Source organism: Acinetobacter sp. F9, from assembly GCF_019195275.1.
Classification (GTDB): Bacteria; Pseudomonadota; Gammaproteobacteria; order Pseudomonadales; family Moraxellaceae; genus Acinetobacter; species Acinetobacter pseudolwoffii.
The window spans coordinates 1312514-1333352 of record NZ_CP078068.1 but is presented as its reverse complement, the minus strand read 5'-3'; the positions used below and the strand labels follow the sequence as shown (position 1 = coordinate 1333352).

20 protein-coding genes and 1 pseudogene are annotated in these 20839 nt (G+C 37.1%); 13 read left to right on the top strand and 8 right to left on the bottom strand.

The genetic code is table 11. The annotated features are described in order from the left end of the window. Positions 1-56: 56 nt before the first annotated feature. The 9 genes from KT990_RS06435 to KT990_RS06395 all read left to right on the top strand — a co-directional run bounded on the left by KT990_RS06435 (position 57) and on the right by KT990_RS06395 (position 6891). Positions 57-722 carry a pseudouridine synthase gene (locus tag KT990_RS06435; protein ID WP_218209336.1) on the top strand — a complete coding sequence of 222 codons (666 nt, stop codon included), beginning with the start codon at positions 57-59 and terminating at the stop codon, positions 720-722. Positions 723-1311: 589 nt separating this feature from the next. After that, positions 1312-2244, top strand: a complete 933-nt coding sequence (locus KT990_RS06430; protein WP_218209335.1) for a DUF4041 domain-containing protein — start codon at positions 1312-1314, stop codon at positions 2242-2244. Positions 2245-2503: 259 nt separating this feature from the next. After that, positions 2504-2893 (top strand): ribonuclease E inhibitor RraB, encoded by a 390-nt coding sequence (locus tag KT990_RS06425; protein ID WP_005097967.1) that lies wholly within the window; start codon positions 2504-2506, stop codon positions 2891-2893. A 234-nt stretch (positions 2894-3127) separates the two neighbouring features. After that, complete coding sequence (locus KT990_RS06420) at positions 3128-3574, top strand: SRPBCC domain-containing protein (RefSeq protein ID WP_005169565.1); 447 nt, start codon at positions 3128-3130, stop codon at positions 3572-3574. 122 nt (positions 3575-3696) lie between these two features. Next, entirely contained in the window at positions 3697-4035 is a 339-nt protein-coding gene (locus tag KT990_RS06415; protein ID WP_005097964.1) for a zinc ribbon domain-containing protein YjdM, read from the top strand. Positions 4036-4159: 124 nt separating this feature from the next. Then, entirely contained in the window at positions 4160-4525 is a 366-nt protein-coding gene (locus tag KT990_RS06410) for a 5-carboxymethyl-2-hydroxymuconate Delta-isomerase (RefSeq protein WP_005097963.1), read from the top strand. 487 nt (positions 4526-5012) lie between these two features. After that, positions 5013-5453, top strand: coding sequence for a YybH family protein (locus KT990_RS06405; protein ID WP_159138664.1), 441 nt, complete (start codon positions 5013-5015; stop codon positions 5451-5453). Between the two features lie 50 nt (positions 5454-5503). Further along, positions 5504-5713 (top strand): hypothetical protein, encoded by a 210-nt coding sequence (locus tag KT990_RS06400; protein ID WP_227523645.1) that lies wholly within the window; start codon positions 5504-5506, stop codon positions 5711-5713. Between the two features lie 122 nt (positions 5714-5835). Continuing rightward, entirely contained in the window at positions 5836-6891 is a 1056-nt protein-coding gene (locus KT990_RS06395; protein WP_218209334.1) for a DUF1176 domain-containing protein, read from the top strand. A 76-nt stretch (positions 6892-6967) separates the two neighbouring features. Here the strand turns inward: KT990_RS06395 and KT990_RS06390 are convergent, their stop codons facing one another. Continuing rightward, on the bottom strand, positions 6968-7735 hold the full coding sequence (locus KT990_RS06390; protein ID WP_100355901.1) for a hydroxymethylpyrimidine/phosphomethylpyrimidine kinase: 768 nt from the start codon (positions 7733-7735) through the stop codon (positions 6968-6970). A gap of 98 nt (positions 7736-7833) precedes the next feature. Here KT990_RS06390 and KT990_RS06385 point away from each other — a divergent pair, with 98 nt between their 5' ends. The 4 genes from KT990_RS06385 (at position 7834) to KT990_RS06370 (ending at position 13048) form a co-directional block, all read left to right on the top strand. Then, positions 7834-8481 (top strand): HAD family hydrolase, encoded by a 648-nt coding sequence (locus tag KT990_RS06385; protein ID WP_005169586.1) that lies wholly within the window; start codon positions 7834-7836, stop codon positions 8479-8481. A gap of 961 nt (positions 8482-9442) precedes the next feature. Beyond that, positions 9443-11554, top strand: coding sequence for a TonB-dependent receptor (locus tag KT990_RS06380; protein ID WP_218209333.1), 2112 nt, complete (start codon positions 9443-9445; stop codon positions 11552-11554). 304 nt (positions 11555-11858) lie between these two features. Continuing rightward, complete coding sequence (locus KT990_RS06375) at positions 11859-12449, top strand: DUF4142 domain-containing protein (protein WP_005169595.1); 591 nt, start codon at positions 11859-11861, stop codon at positions 12447-12449. Between the two features lie 185 nt (positions 12450-12634). Next, a complete protein-coding gene (locus KT990_RS06370; RefSeq protein WP_218209332.1) occupies positions 12635-13048 on the top strand; it encodes a TM2 domain-containing protein in 414 nt (137 codons plus the stop codon). A 43-nt stretch (positions 13049-13091) separates the two neighbouring features. Here the strand turns inward: KT990_RS06370 and KT990_RS06365 are convergent, their stop codons facing one another. The 7 genes and pseudogenes from KT990_RS06365 to KT990_RS06335 form a co-directional block, all read right to left on the bottom strand. Beyond that, entirely contained in the window at positions 13092-13703 is a 612-nt protein-coding gene (locus tag KT990_RS06365; RefSeq protein WP_218209331.1) for a DUF805 domain-containing protein, read from the bottom strand. A 384-nt stretch (positions 13704-14087) separates the two neighbouring features. Continuing rightward, entirely contained in the window at positions 14088-14705 is a 618-nt protein-coding gene (locus KT990_RS06360) for a plasmid fertility inhibition factor family protein (protein WP_218209330.1), read from the bottom strand. Beyond that, positions 14677-15615, bottom strand: coding sequence for a DUF6685 family protein (locus tag KT990_RS06355; protein WP_218209329.1), 939 nt, complete (start codon positions 15613-15615; stop codon positions 14677-14679). Before KT990_RS06355 ends, KT990_RS06360 begins: the two co-directional genes overlap by 29 nt. A gap of 66 nt (positions 15616-15681) precedes the next feature. Further along, the gene (locus tag KT990_RS06350) at positions 15682-17688 is read right to left on the bottom strand and encodes a TniQ family protein (RefSeq protein WP_218209328.1); all 2007 of its coding nucleotides are present in this window, start codon (positions 17686-17688) and stop codon (positions 15682-15684) included. Between the two features lie 4 nt (positions 17689-17692). After that, positions 17693-18625 carry a TniB family NTP-binding protein gene (locus KT990_RS06345; protein WP_228730820.1) on the bottom strand — a complete coding sequence of 311 codons (933 nt, stop codon included), beginning with the start codon at positions 18623-18625 and terminating at the stop codon, positions 17693-17695. After that, on the bottom strand, positions 18618-20504 hold the full coding sequence (locus KT990_RS06340; RefSeq protein ID WP_218209327.1) for a Mu transposase C-terminal domain-containing protein: 1887 nt from the start codon (positions 20502-20504) through the stop codon (positions 18618-18620). Before KT990_RS06340 ends, KT990_RS06345 begins: the two co-directional genes overlap by 8 nt. Positions 20505-20577: 73 nt before the next feature. After that, positions 20578-20839: pseudogene (locus tag KT990_RS06335) on the bottom strand (hypothetical protein); the annotation flags it as partial.

The window sequence follows — 20839 nt, the reverse complement described above, 5'->3', positions numbered from 1 at the left end:
GACAGGCTAAATCCAGCTTGTTATTTTGCGCGCATTGCCCCAGATCCTACATCCACATGCCGATTAACCCCGACTTTATTTATTGCCCGCCGCAAGAGCCGCTGCAGATTGTTTATGAAGATGATGATCTGCTGGTGATTGAAAAGCCGGCCGGATTATTGTCGGTGCCGGGGCGTTTACCTGAACATCATGACAGTGCTTATTTACGGGTTTTAGAGCAATATCCGCAGGCTAAGATTACCCATCGTCTGGATATGGCCACCTCGGGTATCTTGATGTTCGCCAAACACCGCGATGCAGAAGTGGCAGTGAGTAAAATGTTTCAGGCGCGCAGCGTGCATAAAAATTATGTGGCGCTGGTACAAGGCAAACTTGAAGGCCAGGGCAGCGTCGAAGTGCCTTTGATAACTGACTGGGAAAACCGTCCGCGTCAAATGGTGCATTATGAACTGGGCAAAGCTGCTAAAACCTTATATCAGGCAATAGAGTATTTGCCGCAGCAAGATATTAGTCGGGTTTTACTCACGCCAATTACCGGACGTTCGCATCAGTTGCGGGTACACATGCTGCATCTGGGTCATCCTATTACTGGCGACAAAATCTATCATCCAGAACCACAGCGCAGTCCTTTAAAACGTATGGCCTTGCATGCCAGTTATCTGGCTTTTACCCAGCCGCTGAGTGGTGTGCCGGTTGCGATTGAAGTCGCAGTGCCTTTCTGATTGAATCTTGTTTAATAGTCAGATCCAACTAAGTGCATACTTGTTATAAAATATAAATATGATGCAGATCAGAGCCTTAAATCAAGCTGTTCCAATGAAAGTGTGAGAATTTATTTCAACTCACACGCTGAATGTTAATGATTTTTCAATAGTTTTTGGTTGAATCCGGATGCTTATACATGGCCTGATCCACTGCCGCGGTAGAACATGGATTTTAATGTTCGTTGCCTGTCTGAATAATCCGCTTAAATAATCTTTATTGTTTTTATCTCTTCTTCTAAGCTTAATATCTTTATTTTTAATGATTTTTTAATTTCTCTTTGACTGGGTTGAAACTGTCAAATTATATCCTTTGATATAAAAACAAGATGATCACCTGTTTTGGAATAGATTGGATTAGAAGTGGAAATCACTCGGTCATTAGTGGCATGTACAGAAAAAATTCACAGAAAAATAAAATGAATGAATGGCTTGGTAGCGATCAATGACTTTGATTCGCTAGTCAAAATGATGCAAAATCAACCATTACTTGATAATAAATTTTTAATTTTATTTTTTAGGGCAATGCCCGGGGTTAAAGGAAAGAACGATGCTTAGTATGGCTCTCTTCGTTCTCGCGAGTATCTTATTATGTGCATTGCTCTGGAGCTTGAAGGTGCAGGCTTCATTACGCCACAATATCCGGTCTTTACAGGAAAACCTGGATCATTCGCGCGGCAAATTGGCAGATTATGAAACTCAGGTCGATGAATTGAATTATGACATGACCCAATTGCGGGTACAGCATGGCGGTTTAACTATTGCACTGAATAAATTTAAAAAATATCAGGATATCTGTGATATCGAGCAATATATTATCAACCGGACCTTGCAGGTCGAAAACTTTGTTGAAGTCACCAAGCTGGATGCTTCGATCATGATTGACGATCTCAAGGCTTATATTAAAAGCGTGAAAGATTATATCGCCCAGTTTCAGGCAAAAGCCTTGGTCGAAGTTGAACAGCAGGCCAGAAAAACTTTGCAGGGTTATTATGAACAGGCCAGGCAACAGCATCGTTTGCAGGAAGTGCTGACGGCTTTAGAACATAAAATACACACCAGGCACTACGGGATGCATCTTCCTGTGCCGCAATTATTAGACCAGCTGATAGCAGGCTATAGCGAAACAGATGCCGCTCGGCATTTGCTGGATGTCCGTGAAAAAATTCAGCAGGCTATAGCAACACAACAGATCGCCAGTTGTAATTATATTGACGACAGGCGCCGTAGAAGTACCATCGACATGCTCAGTCTGGCTTTTAACAGTAAGGCAGATTTATATCTTGCTCAATTAAACAGAGAAAATCTTGGCCAGATGCTACAAGCTTTAAGAGATGAGTATGTCCTGCTCAATCATACCGGGCAACAATTGAGTCAGGCCATGATTCATGAATCCTATCTCAATCTACGCTTGCAGGAATTCAAGTTTGCTGCACTGGTTGTGCACATGAAGCAAGAAGGCCGGCATCCAGAGACCGTATAGTTTTGATAGGCATCAAGCGCACTAAGTCTTGATGGTAGCTGATAACGAATAGGGTTTTAGCGAAAGATCGATATTCCCGGACGTGATAGGCTGTAAATATTTAAGAAATACCCATTTGACAGATAATTTTTATATTTATAAAAATCATATGTTTATTTATGGTTAAAAGATAATATTTTTTGTCCGGATCTCGATAATTGTCTAAAAATCAGCTAATCTTAGATGCAGAATAAAACAGCATCATAATAAGGATACTTCTATGTCACGTGATTACAATCAATTCCCTGACGATGAAAATGGCAATGTACTGTGGCAAATGCATCAGGATGGCGACGACCTGCAAGAAGCACATGAAATCGAATTTTCGCTGGTGTTTAGTGATGAAGAGCAGGCAGATCGTTGTGCCTTGTATCTCTTAAAGGAAGAACAAAAAATCAGCCTGTTTCAGGATGAAGAAAGCGCGACCCTGGAATGGATTATCACGATTTATGTCTATATGGAACCAACCTACGAGGATATTGTGGATCTGGAACAGTGGTTCAGCAAAATCGCTGCAGAATTTCAGGGTGAATATGATGGTTGGGGCTGCATGGCCTATGTCTATGATGATGAGCTGGATGAAGAAGAAAGCAGTCTACGTAATAGCTGATTGTGCCTGTATTTAAATAAAAAAACCCCGGTGCTGCCGGGTTTTTTTATCCTTTATATTTAGTTATATCGGAATGTCAGGACTTTAATACAGATACATAGTCATTATATATACCAGATTGAGGATTGCGTAAAATCAGTTCTATGGATGCTCAGCTTGGTCTGGTCAGTCTATACAAGAGAAGGGCAATATCCCTCAATAAAAATACATAATAACAATAAGGGACAAGGCAAAATGAGTTACACCCTAAAAATGCATCGAGTGTTTAGTGCACCTCCGGAGCGGGTGTATCGTGCTTTTGTTCATCCGGATGCACTGGCAAAATGGTTGGCACCACATGGTTTTATTGCCAAGGTAGAACATGCGGAAGTCAAACCCGGCGGCAGCTATAAAACTACCTTTACCAATTTTTCCACCGGTACCCAGCACCATTTTCATGGGATTTATCATGAGGTGATTCCCAATCAGTTACTGCGTTATACCGATCAGTTTTCGACGCCAGATCTGCAAGGTGAAATAGAAGTCACTGTGATCTTTGAAAAGGTTTCAGTCGGTACAGGCCTGCATATTATTCAGGTTGGCTATCCGGATTTAGTGCCGCCTGCGGTATGTCACTTAAGTTGGCAGGAATCATTCCAGCTACTTTCCTTGCTGGTGAATCCGCATATCCCGGATAATTAATGCTTGATGATTATGAGCTGACCTTCAACGAAACTCCTGTTCAAAAGCGCATCTCTGCAAAGATGCTATACTGTGATCTTATTTGTTTCATTTATTTAATTTTTCTCTTTTTCGAGGTTCTTATGGGTCTGCCAAACTGTCCAAAATGCCAATCTGAATATACCTATGCAGATGGCGATCTACTGATCTGCCCTGAATGTGCACATGAGTGGAAAGAAGGCGAAATTACTGAAGAACAAGTGATCATTAAGGATGCTCATGGCAATGTGCTGGCGGACGGCGATAGCGTGACGGTGATTAAAGACCTGAAAATCAAAGGTTCATCTTCAGTGGTGAAAGTGGGTACTAAAGTCAAAAGTATCCGCCTATTGCCCGATGCTGCTGATGGTCATGATATCGATTGTAAAATCGAGGGAATGGGCCCGATGAAGCTAAAATCTGAATATGTAAAGAAAGCTTAAATCTGGCATCAGACTAGAATTTTAACTGGACATGAGACGGTGGATAAATCGTCTCATTGCTAAAATTCAGCGTTTATTTTTTATATAGTCCCAATCCTCACGTTTTTGATTCGAGATCACTCGTATGCCACATCTGCATCTGGAATATTCTGACAATCTTCAACATCTGCTCCAGACTCAGCCGCTCTTGCTAGCCATGCATCAGGCATTGTTCAATGCAGGCTATGTCACCGATCCCGATGATTTAAAAAGTCGTGCAATTATGCAGCAGGATTATGTGATTGGACTGAGTCCACAGACAGATCAGGCCTATGCACATGCCAAAGTCTCACTATTGAGTGGACGTAGTGTCGAAGTGCGTCAGGCGATTTCTGCATTGGTGCTTGAGGTGATGCAGCAATCTATTGCTCCACAGCCCGAATTAAAAATTCAGCTCTGTGTCGAAATTATTGAAATGCCAAAGCAGACCTATAGCAAAGTCACGATTTAAATTCTGGCTTTTAGCTGTGTGGCATCGCGACAGCTTAAGAGTTGTATTTAAACTCTTTACAATTGCTCAGTCTAAAATAAATCAGACGAACGAACATGAATACTATTCCTAAATTCATTTCATCTTATTAAAATATAAACATATTTTTTTTATAAATGACATTTTTGATCATTTACAATAATACCGCAGAAGTCTTAAAGTGGGTTCAGATAACTCTCTATTCCTGATTTAAATAAAAATAAAGATTGATAGGGCTGTAATGTGGTATGTCTATGCAGATTGCATGAAGTTTTGGACTTAACTTAAAGATTGAAATCAAAATAATGTTTTAAATAATATTCAGATGAATTGCAGTGAATAACACAAAGGGGATAGCCAAGCAATTATAGTGCTTGAGCATAATCAAAATAAGAAAAGCAAAAGACCAGAAATTGGGGACAATTTTAATTCCGATTTCAGGTCTGAATACCTGATTGAGGGGGACTTTATGCAGGTTTTTGGGGATGAACAACTGAGTCAGGAAGTCATGGCATTTCTTCAGCAATGGGACCATGCCATATGCAGTCTGGAGATCCAGGATATTATTCAATTATGCCGGCCAGATATCCGTCTGGTCGATGTCAGTACTGAAATAAAAGGCATAGATGCCTATCAGGCACTCTGGTTGCAATATCGGCCTTTTATCCCTGAAGGAATCCGGATAGAGCGTCAAGATGTCAATATTCATGTGAGCACTGATTTAGCCTTGGTCGATGGCTATGTTCGGGTGAATTATGCGGTAATTGAGCCAATTTTCCAGTTGGGTTGGTGCCGGGTCAGTATGTGTCTCAGCAAGCAGCAGGGACGATGGCAATTGTTGCATCAACATACCTCAGTACCGGTACAGCTAGAAACCCGTAAGATGCGCAGGATCAAAAGCGTCAGTTAAGTCATAAGCTTAAAAAATTAAGTGCAATATCTTGGTAAATGATTACAGGCATGCTTTATCAGGACACCATTCAGCAAAAACTGAATATACTCAAAGACTATCGTCAGGGAGCCGGGATGTGGGACGGTGCAATTCAGACCTTTGACAGGCTAGAAAATTCGATCGATACCCCGAAGCAGGAAGCGAGGAATCCAAATGTGCAGAATGTCAAAGTGGTCGGCTGGAACCTTCGAGTGAAGAAGCCGCACTGGATTAGCTGAATACAATTCTGAATCCACTGGCCATGATCGGGATTGTGTTTTTGTTCATGGTGCTGATTTTGCTGAATGGTAAAGAGATGCAGTCAGCCACCTCGGCAAGCATTTTAAATAAGGACTAAATGATGAAACAACAATGGAGATACAGCATCAAAATAATGAGTGTCGCATTTGGTCTGGCCAGTATCAGCTCATTAAGTCTTGCTGCTATTCAGGGGCTGCATTTTTCACATAAAGATTGGGAAATGGCCTGCGACAATACCGGTACCTGCCGCGCTTCTGGTTATCAGTCGGATCAGGAGATTGATCGACCAGTTTCGGTTTTATTAACACGCGCAGCAGGAACGACCAGTGCGGTACAAGCAAAAGTCCAAATTTTACCCCTGCAAGCTGCAGCATCGACAGCTCAGCTTCAGTTACAAATCGCGGGCAAGCCCTATGGTGTTATTCGTTTAGATCAGCAAGGGATAGGTCAACTGAGTCGTACACAAACACAAGCCTTATTAAAAGCAGTTCAAGGCACGGATCCAGTGATATTTAAGAATGCACAATCACGCTGGACTTTGTCAACAGCCGGAGCCAGTGCCGTTTTGCTCAAGATGGATGAATTTCAGCGCCGCCTCTCTACGCCCTCAGCCTTGATCAAGCCTAGAAAAAAATCCAGTCAAGCGGTGCTTAAAGCCGCAGCGATCCCGCAAATTGTGATACCCAAATATCAGTCAGGCAAGATCACTCAAGCGAAACTGAATACGGCGGCGGGTCAGCAGATGATTCGGAAACTGCAAGCAACCACTAACGAAGATCAATGTGATTTGCTGTTTAGCCAACATTTTATGTCGGATGATGTCATGACGATTTATCCCATCAATGCTCAAAATCAGCTGATTCAGATCCCTTGCTGGCGTGGAGCCTATAATATGGGCAGCGGTTTTTGGCTGATAGATCAAAACAAGCAACCGAGACAACTGGTGACCACCTCCGGAGAAACCTTTAGCCAAGGCCAGATATTTTCCGGGCATAAAGTACGTGGTTTGGGTGATTGTCTGAGTCAGGACGAATGGGCATGGGATGATAAAGCATTTGTCAAAAGTTTCAGTAGCCTAACCGTACAATGCAAGGGCTTTGCTGGCGGTGCCTGGAATTTGCCGACTTATGTGAGCAAAGTCATTCCCCTTAAATAGTCATATCCTGCATAAAAATAAACGCTATAAAAAAAGCCTGAATCATTCAGGCTTTTTAATTTAAAAAAATATTATCTTAGAAGCGCTTTGGAATTCTCTGACCATTCGGAACAGGGATGTCGGCAATTTTTAATACCCCAAACAACCAGGTTTCTGCATGCTGTACCGCCGTTTTGAGTTGATCACCCATGGCCAGACGCCCGGCGATAAAGCTGGCCAGTGAACAACCCGAACCATGATATTCACCCTCCAGACGTGGACAGCGGGTCTCATTAATCAACTTGCCCGCGATATACAGACTGTTCTGAATATAATCCGGCGTATCTTCATGACCGCCTTTAACCAGAACTGCTTGTGCACCCATATCAAATAGTTTTTGAGTGGCCAGCTGTAGGTCTTCTTCACCTGTTAAAGCACGCAGTTCAACCGTATTCGGAGTTAGAAGGGTAGCCAATGGAATTAGTTGGGTAAATGCTTTGACCAGTGTCGCCTGATTGCCCAATGAACCGCCACTATTTGCCACCAGAACCGGATCGAGTACATACAGATAGTCCGGATGTGCAGTCAAAAACTCCGCCAGTGCTGCGATATTCTCTGTGGTGCCTAACATGCCAGATTTAATACAGCGAATTGGCAGGTCATTCACCACGGCATTGGCCTGAGCCAGCAGCAGCTCTTTAGATGTCGCTTCAAAACCAAAAACCTGCTGTGAATTTTGAATGGTGAGGGCTGTGCAGGCAATTGCTGCATGTGCACCACTTTGACCAATGGCTTCAATATCTGCCTGAAGACCGGCTCCACCTGAAGGGTCTAAACCGGAAAAGCAAAGTACGGTAGGGCGCAAAATGATGTCCTTCATTCACTAAAATTACATTAGTATAGGCAAATTTGAATGAACTCTCGATATTAATTTATATCGGTGCTGATGAGAGGGGATGGGCTGTGATTAAGAATATTTTAATTGATCTGGATGGGACATTAACTGATCCTAAAGTGGGGATCACCACGTCTGCGCGTTACGGTCTGGAAAAGGTGGGTCATCCGATTAGCGATGAGATCAATATCGACTGGATTATCGGTCCTCCCTTAAAAGCCTCGCTGGCCAAACTTTTAAATATCGAGACCGATCATATTCTGGCTGAGCAGGCGTTGATGGCTTATCGCGAACGTTTTGCAGTGAAAGGCCTATATGAAAATCACGTTTTCGAGGGTGTGGCAGAAACGTTGGCAGAACTGAAACGCCGTGGTTATCGTTTGTTTGTCGCTACGGCAAAACCGACGGTTTATGCCAAACAGATTTTAGAGCATTTTGATCTGGCTCAGTATTTTACTGAAATTTATGGCAGCGAACTCAATGGTGATAGAACCAATAAAGGTGAGCTGATTCAGTATATTTTAGAACAGCAACATTTAAAGGCCGAAGGCTGCATCATGGTCGGTGACCGTGAATACGATATTTTGGGTGCACGCCGCAATGGAATCAAATCTATTGCAGTTACATATGGCTATGGCAGTGCAAATGAATTACAACGTGCACAACCTGAATATAAAATAGAAAACTTTGATGACTTGTTAGATTATTTAAAATAAATATTTATTTTTGTGGTTAAATTTATTTTAAACCCCTTAAAAAATTATTTTTTGAGGGGTTTTTTAATTGAATTTGTTAATAACTAGATCGCTTTCATAAACCAGAAAACGACTACTTTTTTGATTGATATTTGTACTCTAATTTTCTTGGCATTCATGCATTATCTGCGGATGAAGTACCTCGACTCCAAGAAGCTTTCGGAACCAAAGTGTAAATGCTAGCGAGATTTCATCGAGTGGTTAAGCAGCAAGGAACGCATTCTAACTCGATGTAGACTACTCAGATAAAGTCATTTTTTGTCTGACTATTGGCGCGAATACCAAACTTTATTTCACGTTGCTACGAATGATAGGATTTTAGAGCCCAGAGCCTCAGGAATTGTACGTTATGCTGAAGACTGTCTGATTCAGTCCTGTCTTTTTCATTTACCGAAGAATTTGCCCGAGGGTGCAGACATAAACTGATCTAATATATAAATCTGATATTTTTCTTCTTTGGTAAGATGAGTGTAATTCATGATGCAATTTTGACTTTGGTCAGTCGGAAACAGCATGCTAGCTCATCTTGCATCTTTCAATGATTTAATCTCTGTTGCACTTCATTTGAGATTCTAAGTTATTTATGTTTGTTCAGAAAATACAGCAGAACAAGGTTCTGTAGAAATGCTGTTGATTTGTTTCCTAAGCTTATAAATATCTTTATAACTCTCTAGAATGCTAGAGAAATATGTATACAGCACAATATTGAAAAATTCAAAGAAAGACTTTTATAAATTGCTTTGATGTCAAAAAACACCTGATCACGCGGCTTAAGAAGAAAATTTCTATTCATATTCTGATAAAGAAAATTTGAATTTACGGGTCATTAAAGATCAATCCGGTTTAAAGAATAAATAACCTGATTTGCTCCAGCAGTATATAGATTTTTCTGAGTCATATCGAAAAACAGGAACCAAAAATTATGCAGCATCGACTTCAATATTTTCCTATAAAAATCGCATTATCCTGTCTAATCGCTTGTCTGACTCAGATGCTTTATGCCGAAAATGCGGTAACAGAAGTACAAAAACTTGCACCGATTATTGTGCAGGCGACCCGTACTGACCGGGAGCGTTTAAGCACACCCGCTTCAGTGTATTATCTCAATCAGGAACAACAGAACAGCCTGAATGTGAATCTTTCGGAAACCTTAAAGGGTGTTCCAGGGCTACAGCTCAATAATCGTGAAAACTATGCCCAAGATTTGCAAATTTCAATGCGTGGCTTTGGCGCACGTTCCAGTTTTGGGGTACGCGGCGTGCGTTTATATGTCGATGGAATTCCGGCGACCATGCCGGATGGGCAGGGGCAAACCTCGAATATTGACTTGAACAGTCTGGAGCATATTGAAGTTTTAGGCGGTGCATTTTCATCGCTATATGGTAATTCTTCCGGAGGGACAATTTTAACCACCACACGGGAAGGGCAAGGTGCTGATTCGATCGAACTGGGTCATTCTGCCGGCAGTCAACATAAAGGTCAGACCAAGCTGGTTTTGCAGGGCGGTTCAGAAAATGCCAATGAGCCGAGCTATATGATCAGTTCATCCTATTTTGATACTGACGGTTTTCGGGATCATAGCGGTGCGCATAAAGTCCTGAGTAATGCCAAGCTGACTTGGGATCTGGAGGACGGCTCTAAAATTAACTGGATTAATAATTACGTTAAAATTGCTGCGGATGATCCCGGTGGTTTAACTCGCGAACAGTGGCAAGCCAATCCTAAACAGGTCGCTGAGAATGTCCTTTTATATAATGCACGTAAGGAAACTGAACAGCTGCAAACCGGGATAACCTGGAATAAACTGATCAATGATCAGCATGAACTCTACGGGATGGCCTATTGGGGACAACGGGCAGTGACCCAGTACCAGTCGATTCCTCGTACAGCGCAAGGTGGAGTCAATCATGCCGGTGGCGTGATTGATTTTGACCGTCATTTCTACGGCACTGACCTGCGCTGGACAGGTAAAGATATTTTGCCAAATACTAAATTGATTGCTGGTATTGCCGTGGATGCCATGAGCGAAGAGCGCAAAGGCTACCAAAACTTTGTCGGTGATACCTTGGGGGTAAAAGGTGAACTACGCCGAGATGAAGACAATCGCTTGTGGAATCTTGATCCTTATTTACAAACATCTTATACATTCTTGCCAAACGGGACATTCGATGCTGGTTTGCGTTATAGCAATGTGCATTTTAAATCTAAAGATAAATTCCTTTCCAATGGCGATAATTCCGGTAAAACCGATTATCAAAAGTTATTGCCCTCTTTAGCTTTAAGCTGGCAGCTCTTACCCGAATTGATGGCTTATGCTAGTTATGCCCAAGGTTTTGAAACCCCCACATTTACCGAAATGTCTTATCCGGCAAATACTGCTGAGAACCGCAGCTTGAGTTTAAAAGCAGCAGAAAGTGAAAGCTATGAAGTGGGTTTGAAATCTGCCAATGCTTGGGGGGATTTCACCGTAGCCGCCTTTCAGACCAGAACCGAAAATGATATTGTTTCTGCGGGAAATGAGGGTGGGCGCGCTACCTTCCGTAATGCAGATAAAACCTTAAGAGAAGGTGTAGAGCTCTCCTGGAACAAAAACCTGTGGCAAGATCTGACTGCACAAGCCAGCTACAGCTATATTGATGCCACTTTTGATGCAGATATTCCAGCTATTGGTACGGTTGCTGCGATTGCGGAAGGAAATTATATTCCGGGTATTGCCAAAAATCAGGCATTTTTAAGTCTGGGCTGGAAGCCTGAAAATGGTTTAAGGGCTGGCCTTGATGTGCGTTATTCAGACCGGATTTATGTCAATGATACCAATGCCGGATACGCGCCAAGCTATAGCGTTACAGGTGCGAATGTTGGCTATCACTGGAAAATGCAGGATTGGGCAGTGAATACTTTTGCACGGGTGGACAATCTGTTGGATAAAGACTATTCGGGTTCAGTCATCGTCAATGAAAGTAATGGTCGTTTCTATGAACCGGCAGAAGGGCGTCATTGGAGTGCGGGGGTGAGTATGACAAAAGTATTTTAATTCAAAGCATTAAAAGTTACTTTATTTTTATGTGTCTAGAAAATAAAAAAACGACAGGTGATTGGTATATTTTGAAATCTGGGTCAAAATATATAAAACTTGCCATTCGCATATTGATTATTTTAATAAGTCCATTTTTTACTGACCTGAAATAAATAAACTAATCACTAACAGTCTTTGCTTAACTTAATAAACGCTTTATATATTGCTTAAAAAAACAACTCAAACATTACACTGTTTTTAATCTAATTCACCTATTTTATAAAGGCAAAATTAATCAATAAAACCTTAAAAGGATGCCATTATGAAAGCTATTTTAATGAAGAAGATGATTCAGTGTGCTGCAGTCAGTGGTGTATTGGTTTTTGCTGCAGGCCAAACTATGGCAATGAATCAACAATCTAAGAATACTGCTCAACAGCATTCCCAAGTGTCGAATGACAGTCGTGTGACTTTAACTGACAGTCAGGTGATTAAGGTATTAAGTACAGCGAACAACGGTGAGATTAAGCAGGCAAAAACAGCCCTGCCTAAACTGAAGACAGATGAAGCCCGCAAGTATGCCCAAATGATGATTAATGATCATTCAGCAAATGAGAAAAAAGCTCAAGCCTTGGCAAATCGTTTAAATTTAACGCCACAAACCAGCACTCTCAGTACTGGATTGCAAAATGATAGTGATAAGGTGGTGGCCAAACTGAGTCAGTCATCCGTAACAGATAAGGACTATATGATGAGTCAAGTTGAAGTCCATCGTAAAGTGGTGACAATGCTCGACAAGCAGTTGATTCCAAATGCTAAAAATATAGAGTTAAAGAATATGCTGACGCAAACCCGTACTGCGGTTGCTGCACATTTGAAGAAAGCTGAACAAATCGTTGAAAAGATGAAATAATTTAATAATCATTCAATAAAAAAACCGCCATTAATGGCGGTTTTTTTATTCATAATATTTAATTAAAGTAGAGAAGAAGTAAGTAGAAAATCTTTTTATTTCAATAGTCATTTGAAATATAGTATTTTTTCTATAGTGGAATGCTTATAATTTAACATGTAAATAACACGTAAAAAGAGATAATAATGCAAGGATCTATTTTAGATTATTCAGTGCAGCATAATACCGGTATTATTAGTGGGGATGATCAGAATCGTTATCAATTTACTGGTAGTGAATGGAGAGGCCAAGCGCTACCAGCACGTGGACAACGTGTAGATTTTGAGGTGTTAGGGCAGGGACAAGCCAAAGACGTTTATTTAGTATCGGCTCCTAATCCCTTTACCAATCAAGTCGGGCAAAAAAATCGAATTGTTGCGGCACTGCTTGCACTTTTCTTAGGTGGATTTGGTGTTCATAAATTTTATTTAGGTCGTATAGGCTGGGGAATTGTCTATCTGATTTTCTGCTGGACATTTATCCCAGCGATTGTCGCATTTATTGAGTTTATTATTTATTTATGTACTTCAGAAGAAGATTTTGCCCGAAAATATGGCTAAATGATGATTGAAAAAGGGCGATATCGCCCTTTTTTTGTCTGCTTTATTTAGCAGGTTGTCCCCATTCATTATTATTCTGTTTTGTTTCAGTGGCAAACCAAATAATCAGTAGAATAAATCCAATTAAGGGTACTAAGCCAATTAAATACCACCAACCAGATTTACCAATATCATGTAATCGGCGTATAGATACGGCAAGGGCTGGTATAAATAAAGCAAGAACAGTTAGCACATAAAATAAGAATTCAGAACCAAGTATTGCATCAAGAATTTGAGCAATAATTAATATAATAAATTGGGTGAGGGCAAAGAACCAAAACTCTTTACGACGTGCACGACCCGTGAAATTTGCATAGTTTTTTAGACATTTTACAAACCAATCAACTATATTGAAATTTTCTTCATACTGATTTTGATTGGAAATCTTGTCTAAGTGAACTGATAAATTTTGAATAGTACTGTTTGCATTCCCAATTGCTAGATATACATCAATCGCTTGTCCTTCAGTATCAATTGCAAAATCTACTTTGTCTCCGCTTGCCGGGGGACGCTGACCACGCCAGTCAGAACCTTTAAAGTTATAGCGATTTTGATCATCCCCACTAATCACACCAGCATTATGCTGGATAGAATAATCTAAAATAACCCCTTTCATTTTTGTCCTCTTTCTTTGTGTTTAATTTTTAAATTATTTTTAATTTCATATGGATAATAGCATATTTGCATGCCTGTTTTTATATGATTATTACTATGATTGGTCAGATTTTTTTATGCATTGAATTACACTGAATTGTATATAAAAAAATCCCGCTACAGGAGCGGGATTTTTTAACGTTAAATGACGGATAATTTAAGATTTAATTATTAAATAAAACCAATAGTTTATAAATTTTATTGACACAAGATCTCAGCTTTACTTTGTCGCATAAGTTAAGACTATTCTTAAATCCTCGCGATATAAGTTAAGATCTTTTGATACATTAATCTAAAAAGCTATTCAAGTTTCATGATAGAGGTTCTTTAAAAACCCACTACTTTCCTAATAAGGTACGTTTACATTGAATTTATTTCTTAATTCTTGATAAGTTATTGGAGGTTCTCCAACTCCTGCAAATTCATACAGATGTGTTGCAGATTCTTTATCATGAACTTCAATAGGGAATGACTTTGCAGCATTCGCTAACAACCACATTGTACGTGTAACCCCATTTATAAAACCAATATAAGGATTACCGCATTCGAATCGAGCCGAAACAAATGCAAGAGGAACAGGATTGTGTTCACTTATAGAAAAACCATCAATAGCATGTTTGAATTTATAATCATTTGGCATATCCTTTCTTAAAATACAATGATTGGACCGATGTTGATCATCTAGATAAATAGATGAAACTAACCAGTAGTAGTAAAATTTCAATGCATCTACATGAACTATATAAAATTTATCATCAATACATCCGAATTCATTACGCATACGACATGTTTTAGTATTGCCCAAATTAATATTCCAGACTGCTCTTTTGTGATTAATTGATACCATTTCTGAGGGACGAGGTGAGATATAGTTTTGGGAAAATTGCGTTTCCAACTTGAAACATTCAAGCTTCTTTAAGTATCCATAGTGATTATTAATTGGTACAAATATTTTCGTGAGCATCATTAATCTCCTGAATTAGTTTATCTTTTATAATATTTTGAAATACATAATTTTTTTGTTGTGCAGCTAAATGCATTTCTAGCTCAGTATTAAAACTATTCAATACAGTATTTAGGGCATTTTCTTGAAAACTGAATAATTTCCAATGTACTTTTTTGAAAAATAATAGGCAGTAATTTTGAGGAAGATTTTTTGAATTAAAGAAAAAAAGGCAGGGAAGATTATAAATATCAACAATTTCCCGTATTTTAGATTGATCGTTGGGACTCAATAGGTAAGCTTTGTAGTGATTATTAAAGTTTGATACAGCATACTTATTAAGATAAATCAGCTTAAGAGTACCTGTTAAATAGAATAGGATATTTAACTTAGCAGCGATATAACGCATTGATGCAAAATGATGAGATCCACCTTGACCATTCACTAAGTAGAGGGTGGGATTCCAGCCGCATAAGAAAAAATGATCAAGAGTATTAGGATCATGAATTATATTAATATCAGAGTGGTTTAAATTTTTCCGGAAATGTTCTTCATCTATTTTGAAATATTCAAGACAGTCTTGTTCAACAAGATCTTCCATCGAAATACGATTTTTGATGTCGCTTCGACTAGCACAAAGACCTGTAATATCTTGAATTTCGAGAAATTCATTTATAGTTTTAAACAAAAATAAATCTTTTAAAGACTGTCGTAGGGTAATAAAATCTTCACTTTTTAAGTTGTTAGATTGATAGAAGTTTCTAGGATCTTTATTAGTCGATAAATCACTTAAGATATCTAAGCGTAAAGCATCATCATAACTAATATTATTTTTATTTGACCAAATTGGTGAAGGATGATGTGATTCTTTACGAGACTTTACAAAGCCTCGTAAAGATAAGAAAAAAAATAGTTGATCGATGACATTCATAATTATGATTTTAAAAAAATTAAGTCAGCTTCTTTGAAATACAAGTTAACTGTTTATTGGCACTACTTATAAGTCATTAATATGTTGATTACCATAACCTGCTTGTAATAATTTTTCAACATCACACTTTTTGAATAATCTAATGAAATAATTTTTATTACCGTATAAATAAGCCTTTATTAATCCTTGAGTTACTAAATTAGTAATATGTGTGCGATGCATCCCAAGGAAATCATTAGCCTCAGCAGCAGTAAAAAATTCTTTACGAATTTCAATTACGTAGTTGAACTGCTTCCTCTGAAATGAACGCCAATATCCAATATGTCTTTCATCTAGATAACCAGTCATTATCCAATTTTTCTGTAGTTGATCGAATGTGCAGTTGAGGGTTTGAAGCACTTCGTCTAGATCCACAAATGTAGGGTCTAGTATTTGTTGTATTAAACTATCAATACTTTTTTTATATATTTGGTGTGGGCGTTCATTTTGATCTTTTACTTTAAGCCACTGATGTAGAATTAATTGAGCAACTTGCTGTGGTGATATTTTTAAAATTTTAGATGCTTCATTTATTCCTAAAAATAAACTATTTACGATAGATGATTTTTCTCCTTTCTTTTTTCTTCCACGATTGTTTTTGAATTTTACTATATTGTTAATCATTGATTTATTTAAATGAGCAATATCATTTCTTAAATAGTAGGCAGGGTAAATTTTTTCGTTAAAAATAGGATTTATTTTTATGCTAGAAAGTTTATCTTTAAGTGTGGTTAAAGGAACATCTAAGTTTGAGGCTAGTACACTTAAAAAAATATACTTATTATTAAAGTCAATCAAAAAATTTTTATCAAGACATAATTTAGTATGATAATTCAGATATTTTTTTGTTGTAGGAATATCTGGGATTTTTAGGAATTGGCGAGTTGTAGCGATATTAATACCTAGTATTTGAGAAATTTTATTAACATCATAATAATTTTCTGATTCATCCTTGAGATATTGTGGATGATAATATTTGTAAGTTTCATTTATGTTGCTTTTATCATTTATTATCCAGTCCTCTATGATTTCATATTTAAAATTAACTTGATCATTTCTTATTAATTCATTTTTAAATAAAATTCCAGATTTTAGTCTCTTGTTAAATGATATGAAGCTAATATCTAATATTTTAATAACTTCATTTTTATTAAAAATTTTACTAATTTTAATTGATGAACTTTTTTTATATTTATAAAATTTAGGTAGAATTATATCTAATATGACTTTAAATCTAGATGCTTTTTTAAGAAATGGGAGGAGTTGTATGCGGGGGTGAGCATAAACTAAATTTTTTTCTATTTCCTTAATAAGCGATGTTATAAAAAAATCTTCATTATTGAAGAAAATATAGCATAAATTTAAAATATAAGATTTATTCATCTGAATACCTAAATTTGAAAAATATTCTAGCAGTGCAATCCATATATCAAAAAATATTGTTAAAAAATCCTCATCATTCAAAGTGAGATTTTCTAAAAACCAATTATTAGTTTTAACATCATTAATGGTAGCAGGAGTACTTGTGTGAGTTCGAAGATCGAAATTGCAATTAGGACATTCATATAATGATCTGCGATCAATGGTTAGTTGATCAAGGCACTTCGGACAATTAGTTGTCAAATCTATATTGTGTTCTAGACATACTGTTAAGGGGTTCAATAACCAATTTTTCTTCCAATAGCCGTTATCTTTTAAGCATGACGAGCAAAATTTATTAAGACTAATCTTAACTAATCTAGTTTGGATTACTTGAGTGTTAGTCCAGAAAAAATTTTGAAATGTTGGAGGCGACTTTCTTAATACAAGATCTACTAAGTCATTTGAAAGCCCTAGATGCACAATGACTTTTTTAAATTTAGTTTCATCCGTAAATATTGATTCATAAGATGACGTATAAACAGGAATGCCGGCACTATTCAACATTTTTTTAGGTGATTCATAACCATTAGCGTAAGATGCTCTTAGTAAAAAGCTACCTATGAATTCATCAGAGAATTGAATTGGAGTATGGGAAAGAGATAGTTTTTTCATAATTTTAAATTAGGATTTCAGTAATTTGAGAAGAGCTAAGTCGGAAAATATCTTTCTTAGTCTGAGGTTTATACAAGATACTTTTTAAAGCATAAGCTGTATGAAAGTCGCTCATTGAAACAACTATACGGTTGTTGTTCATCGCACTTAGGCAACTTTGATGTATAAGCTGCATAACATAGGCTTGATATCCACTAGTAGCTAAAAATATGCGCTTGGCTATATCTCTTGAGAAAATTTCTGGATCAAACGTAAGGTTAAAGTTCTTTGATATATATAAAGAGGTTTGTTTCAAAAAGGGAATAAGTGTCCCAGATTGATCGTTTATATTTAAAGTCAAAGGGTTGAGCTGTAAAACACAAGAGAATCTACGTGCTAGTTGACTGTCAATAAACAAATTATCTTGAATAGTAGGCAACCCTACTAAACATATAGATATTTTTGTTTCATCAGCTAATGTCTTAATCCAGTTAGCTACATTTTCAGATGATTTATTCTTTTGGGCACTAGAGCTATAAATATGATGAAACTCATCAAGCATAATAAGTTGTGTCTTGCATTCTTTTAAGAGAATACGTAATCGATAATTTAGCTGCTCACTTGTACCTCTATGATCTTTACATCCAAGCTCTTCAAGCATTCGAATTGTTAGACTTTTAATAGTGATTGGTGACGGTATAGGAAAGTAAAAAGCAGGTACTATTAACTTTTCAAAGTTATCTTCAATACATTTATAGGGTTTGTATCGGCTTTTAATAAGCTTACATATTGTAGATTTACCTACCCCTCCAGCACCGAGTAATAAGGAGCCAATTGGCTGATTATCCATGTAACTCATTTGCATACATTCATTAATACCAGTTAAAGCATTTGAGAAATCAGAATGATGACAAACGAATTTTCGTAATTTAGAGAGAGTTTTAATATTTTTATTCATCGAAATTAACCTCCTCATAAAAAAATTCTGTTAAATCTGGAGGTAAATTGTCATAAGTAAGATTAGAAGTTATTTCTGAATTATTTTGCGCTCCGATAGCTTTTTCTTCATTTCTTAATCTTGCTAAATTTAAATGATTCTCAAAGCTTTCAATCATTGTTGGTAAGTCATTTTTCACTTGACTAAAACGTTTTATTTTTCTGTTAACTGATTGTATTTTTAGTAAAAAATTTAAACGTGCAAGATATAATGTCTCCTCATTTTTAATCTCCTCAGGATTAGACTTATACTTTTCCCGTAATATTTCCTTTGCTTCTAGCCATTCGGCTAAAGTTAAATCTTTAGTTGCATTTGGAAATATTGAATCAGCTTGGATTAAATTATATTGATTAAATGGATCTTGTACATAAATTGAGCTTAGGTCCAGTTGGTTAACATAGATGGTAACTTTGTCCTTAAACCGATCATTTAAAGTTGCAAGAGCATGAGATTTATAACGTAGACCTTTTAAATTTATTTGCCCCTTGTTTATTTTATAACGAAATACTGTCCGACATTTTCTTTCAATTTCTAGCTCAGGAACTGTTAGTACTGGAAAAATTCTTGAGGCATCTTCCCACATTTTTTCCGGACGCTGTTGTGTGCCAGAGTGAACTCTTTTGTGATAAATATTCTCGATCCATTCATTCACTAATTCTCTTATTGTAGCTAGTGTATAACAGGCATTTCCTACAGAATCATAATCTCCCCGATGGATTGGTGACGAGTACGTAGTACCTTTAAGTTTATGGATAATGCTTTGATTTAATGATCTAAAAAAACTTTCAATATGAGCTTTATTATCAGGACAGTATGGCTGGGATTCTGATTTTGTAATATTGAAGTTATTACAGAAATTAGCCAAAGCATTATTATTAAACTCACAACCATTATCAGGAATTATTACTGTTGGAAGACCTCCTGTTTTTCCGAGATGTGGTCTCATCAACATATTTTTAAGCGTTAGCAATGTTTTTGTAGCTGATGGAGGTAGCATACACAAGTGCCAACCTACTATAGCTCGTGTATAGACATCTATCGCAATGCATAGCTCTGGTCTGCCAAGTACATTTCCATTTTGATCTAAGATGATGCAATCAATCTCATGCGTATCAATTTCAACAATTGCGAGTAAACCCGGAGATATTAAGCTCTGGCCTGATGCCTTGAATTGTTTGTTTGCTTCTTTTGATCCATTTTTATTCTTAGCTAAAATATAAGGGTCGATTCTCTCAAAACGCCGATATATCGTTCGTTCACTTGGTATTTTAGCATTTGGATTAATGGATAATATTCGACTTTTAATAATTAAATGTGCATCTTTTGGACTGAAACTTTCTCTTTCTTTGATGAAATCTGAAATGACCTCGTTAATAATTTTTTCTACTTCAATCGGAAATCTTAAACTTTTGTTTCCACCAGTGACGTTATAAAAACCATGAAATGAATCTGAGTTATTTCGATAGGTCTTTATATACCTTGCCAAAGTGCTTGCAGATATTTTTCTAAGATTGGGATTTTCATTGATTAAATTTATAATCGCAGTATTTAAATGATTGATTGAACATGGAATTTTGTTAGAAAAAACGTAGTTGAGATACTTAAAAATTTCCTCTATTGTCAGAGCTTTATTTTTGTGAACGTGTGGGATACTCAAGCTTGTTAATTTTACATCTCCATTTAAGATTTTTTGGGTTAAATCCTCTCTTGTAATCATATACATATTCCCATTAATGAAATTCGCATAGCGAATTACATCATTATCTATATGACATATTTCAAATTGCTCATTTAAGTATAAAATTCGGTCACCAATATTTATGTTAAATTTATTTTTCATAATTAAACTCCTAAAATCTTTTTATAAAAAATAAAATAATCAGCAATGATTGGATCTAAATTATTATTCTTCATTAAATAATATAAATCTTCTCTATTCTTAAATTTATTATTTTTAATGATTTTTTAGCTTCATCTAAATCAGATTTATTTATATTTTGATAGTTAGCCCGTTGATAACTTATTTTTAAAAAAAGACTATCTTGTTTTGAAAGAAGATTGTTTTGGTCATAAATCCTAAATTTAATGTTGTAATTACTCAAAATCTCTTCTACTAAATTAAATCTTGAAATGTGTCTTTCTGAAATTGTTTTTAAATTAGGTTTTACTTCATGA

Coding starts and splice junctions, on each gene's coding strand:
- KT990_RS06395 (WP_218209334.1), top strand. CDS start 5,836: ATGAAACAACAATGGAGATACAGCATCAAAATAATGAGTGTCGCATTT.
- KT990_RS06380 (WP_218209333.1), top strand. CDS start 9,443: ATGCAGCATCGACTTCAATATTTTCCTATAAAAATCGCATTATCCTGT.
- KT990_RS06400 (WP_227523645.1), top strand. CDS start 5,504: ATGCTTTATCAGGACACCATTCAGCAAAAACTGAATATACTCAAAGAC.
- KT990_RS06360 (WP_218209330.1), bottom strand. CDS start 14,705: ATGCTCACGAAAATATTTGTACCAATTAATAATCACTATGGATACTTA.
- KT990_RS06415 (WP_005097964.1), top strand. CDS start 3,697: ATGGGTCTGCCAAACTGTCCAAAATGCCAATCTGAATATACCTATGCA.
- KT990_RS06345 (WP_228730820.1), bottom strand. CDS start 18,625: ATGAATAAAAATATTAAAACTCTCTCTAAATTACGAAAATTCGTTTGT.
- KT990_RS06420 (WP_005169565.1), top strand. CDS start 3,128: ATGAGTTACACCCTAAAAATGCATCGAGTGTTTAGTGCACCTCCGGAG.
- KT990_RS06430 (WP_218209335.1), top strand. CDS start 1,312: ATGCTTAGTATGGCTCTCTTCGTTCTCGCGAGTATCTTATTATGTGCA.
- KT990_RS06410 (WP_005097963.1), top strand. CDS start 4,160: ATGCCACATCTGCATCTGGAATATTCTGACAATCTTCAACATCTGCTC.
- KT990_RS06405 (WP_159138664.1), top strand. CDS start 5,013: ATGCAGGTTTTTGGGGATGAACAACTGAGTCAGGAAGTCATGGCATTT.
- KT990_RS06370 (WP_218209332.1), top strand. CDS start 12,635: ATGCAAGGATCTATTTTAGATTATTCAGTGCAGCATAATACCGGTATT.
- KT990_RS06355 (WP_218209329.1), bottom strand. CDS start 15,615: ATGAATGTCATCGATCAACTATTTTTTTTCTTATCTTTACGAGGCTTT.
- KT990_RS06350 (WP_218209328.1), bottom strand. CDS start 17,688: ATGAAAAAACTATCTCTTTCCCATACTCCAATTCAATTCTCTGATGAA.
- KT990_RS06340 (WP_218209327.1), bottom strand. CDS start 20,504: ATGAAAAATAAATTTAACATAAATATTGGTGACCGAATTTTATACTTA.
- KT990_RS06425 (WP_005097967.1), top strand. CDS start 2,504: ATGTCACGTGATTACAATCAATTCCCTGACGATGAAAATGGCAATGTA.
- KT990_RS06375 (WP_005169595.1), top strand. CDS start 11,859: ATGAAAGCTATTTTAATGAAGAAGATGATTCAGTGTGCTGCAGTCAGT.
- KT990_RS06365 (WP_218209331.1), bottom strand. CDS start 13,703: ATGAAAGGGGTTATTTTAGATTATTCTATCCAGCATAATGCTGGTGTG.
- KT990_RS06435 (WP_218209336.1), top strand. CDS start 57: ATGCCGATTAACCCCGACTTTATTTATTGCCCGCCGCAAGAGCCGCTG.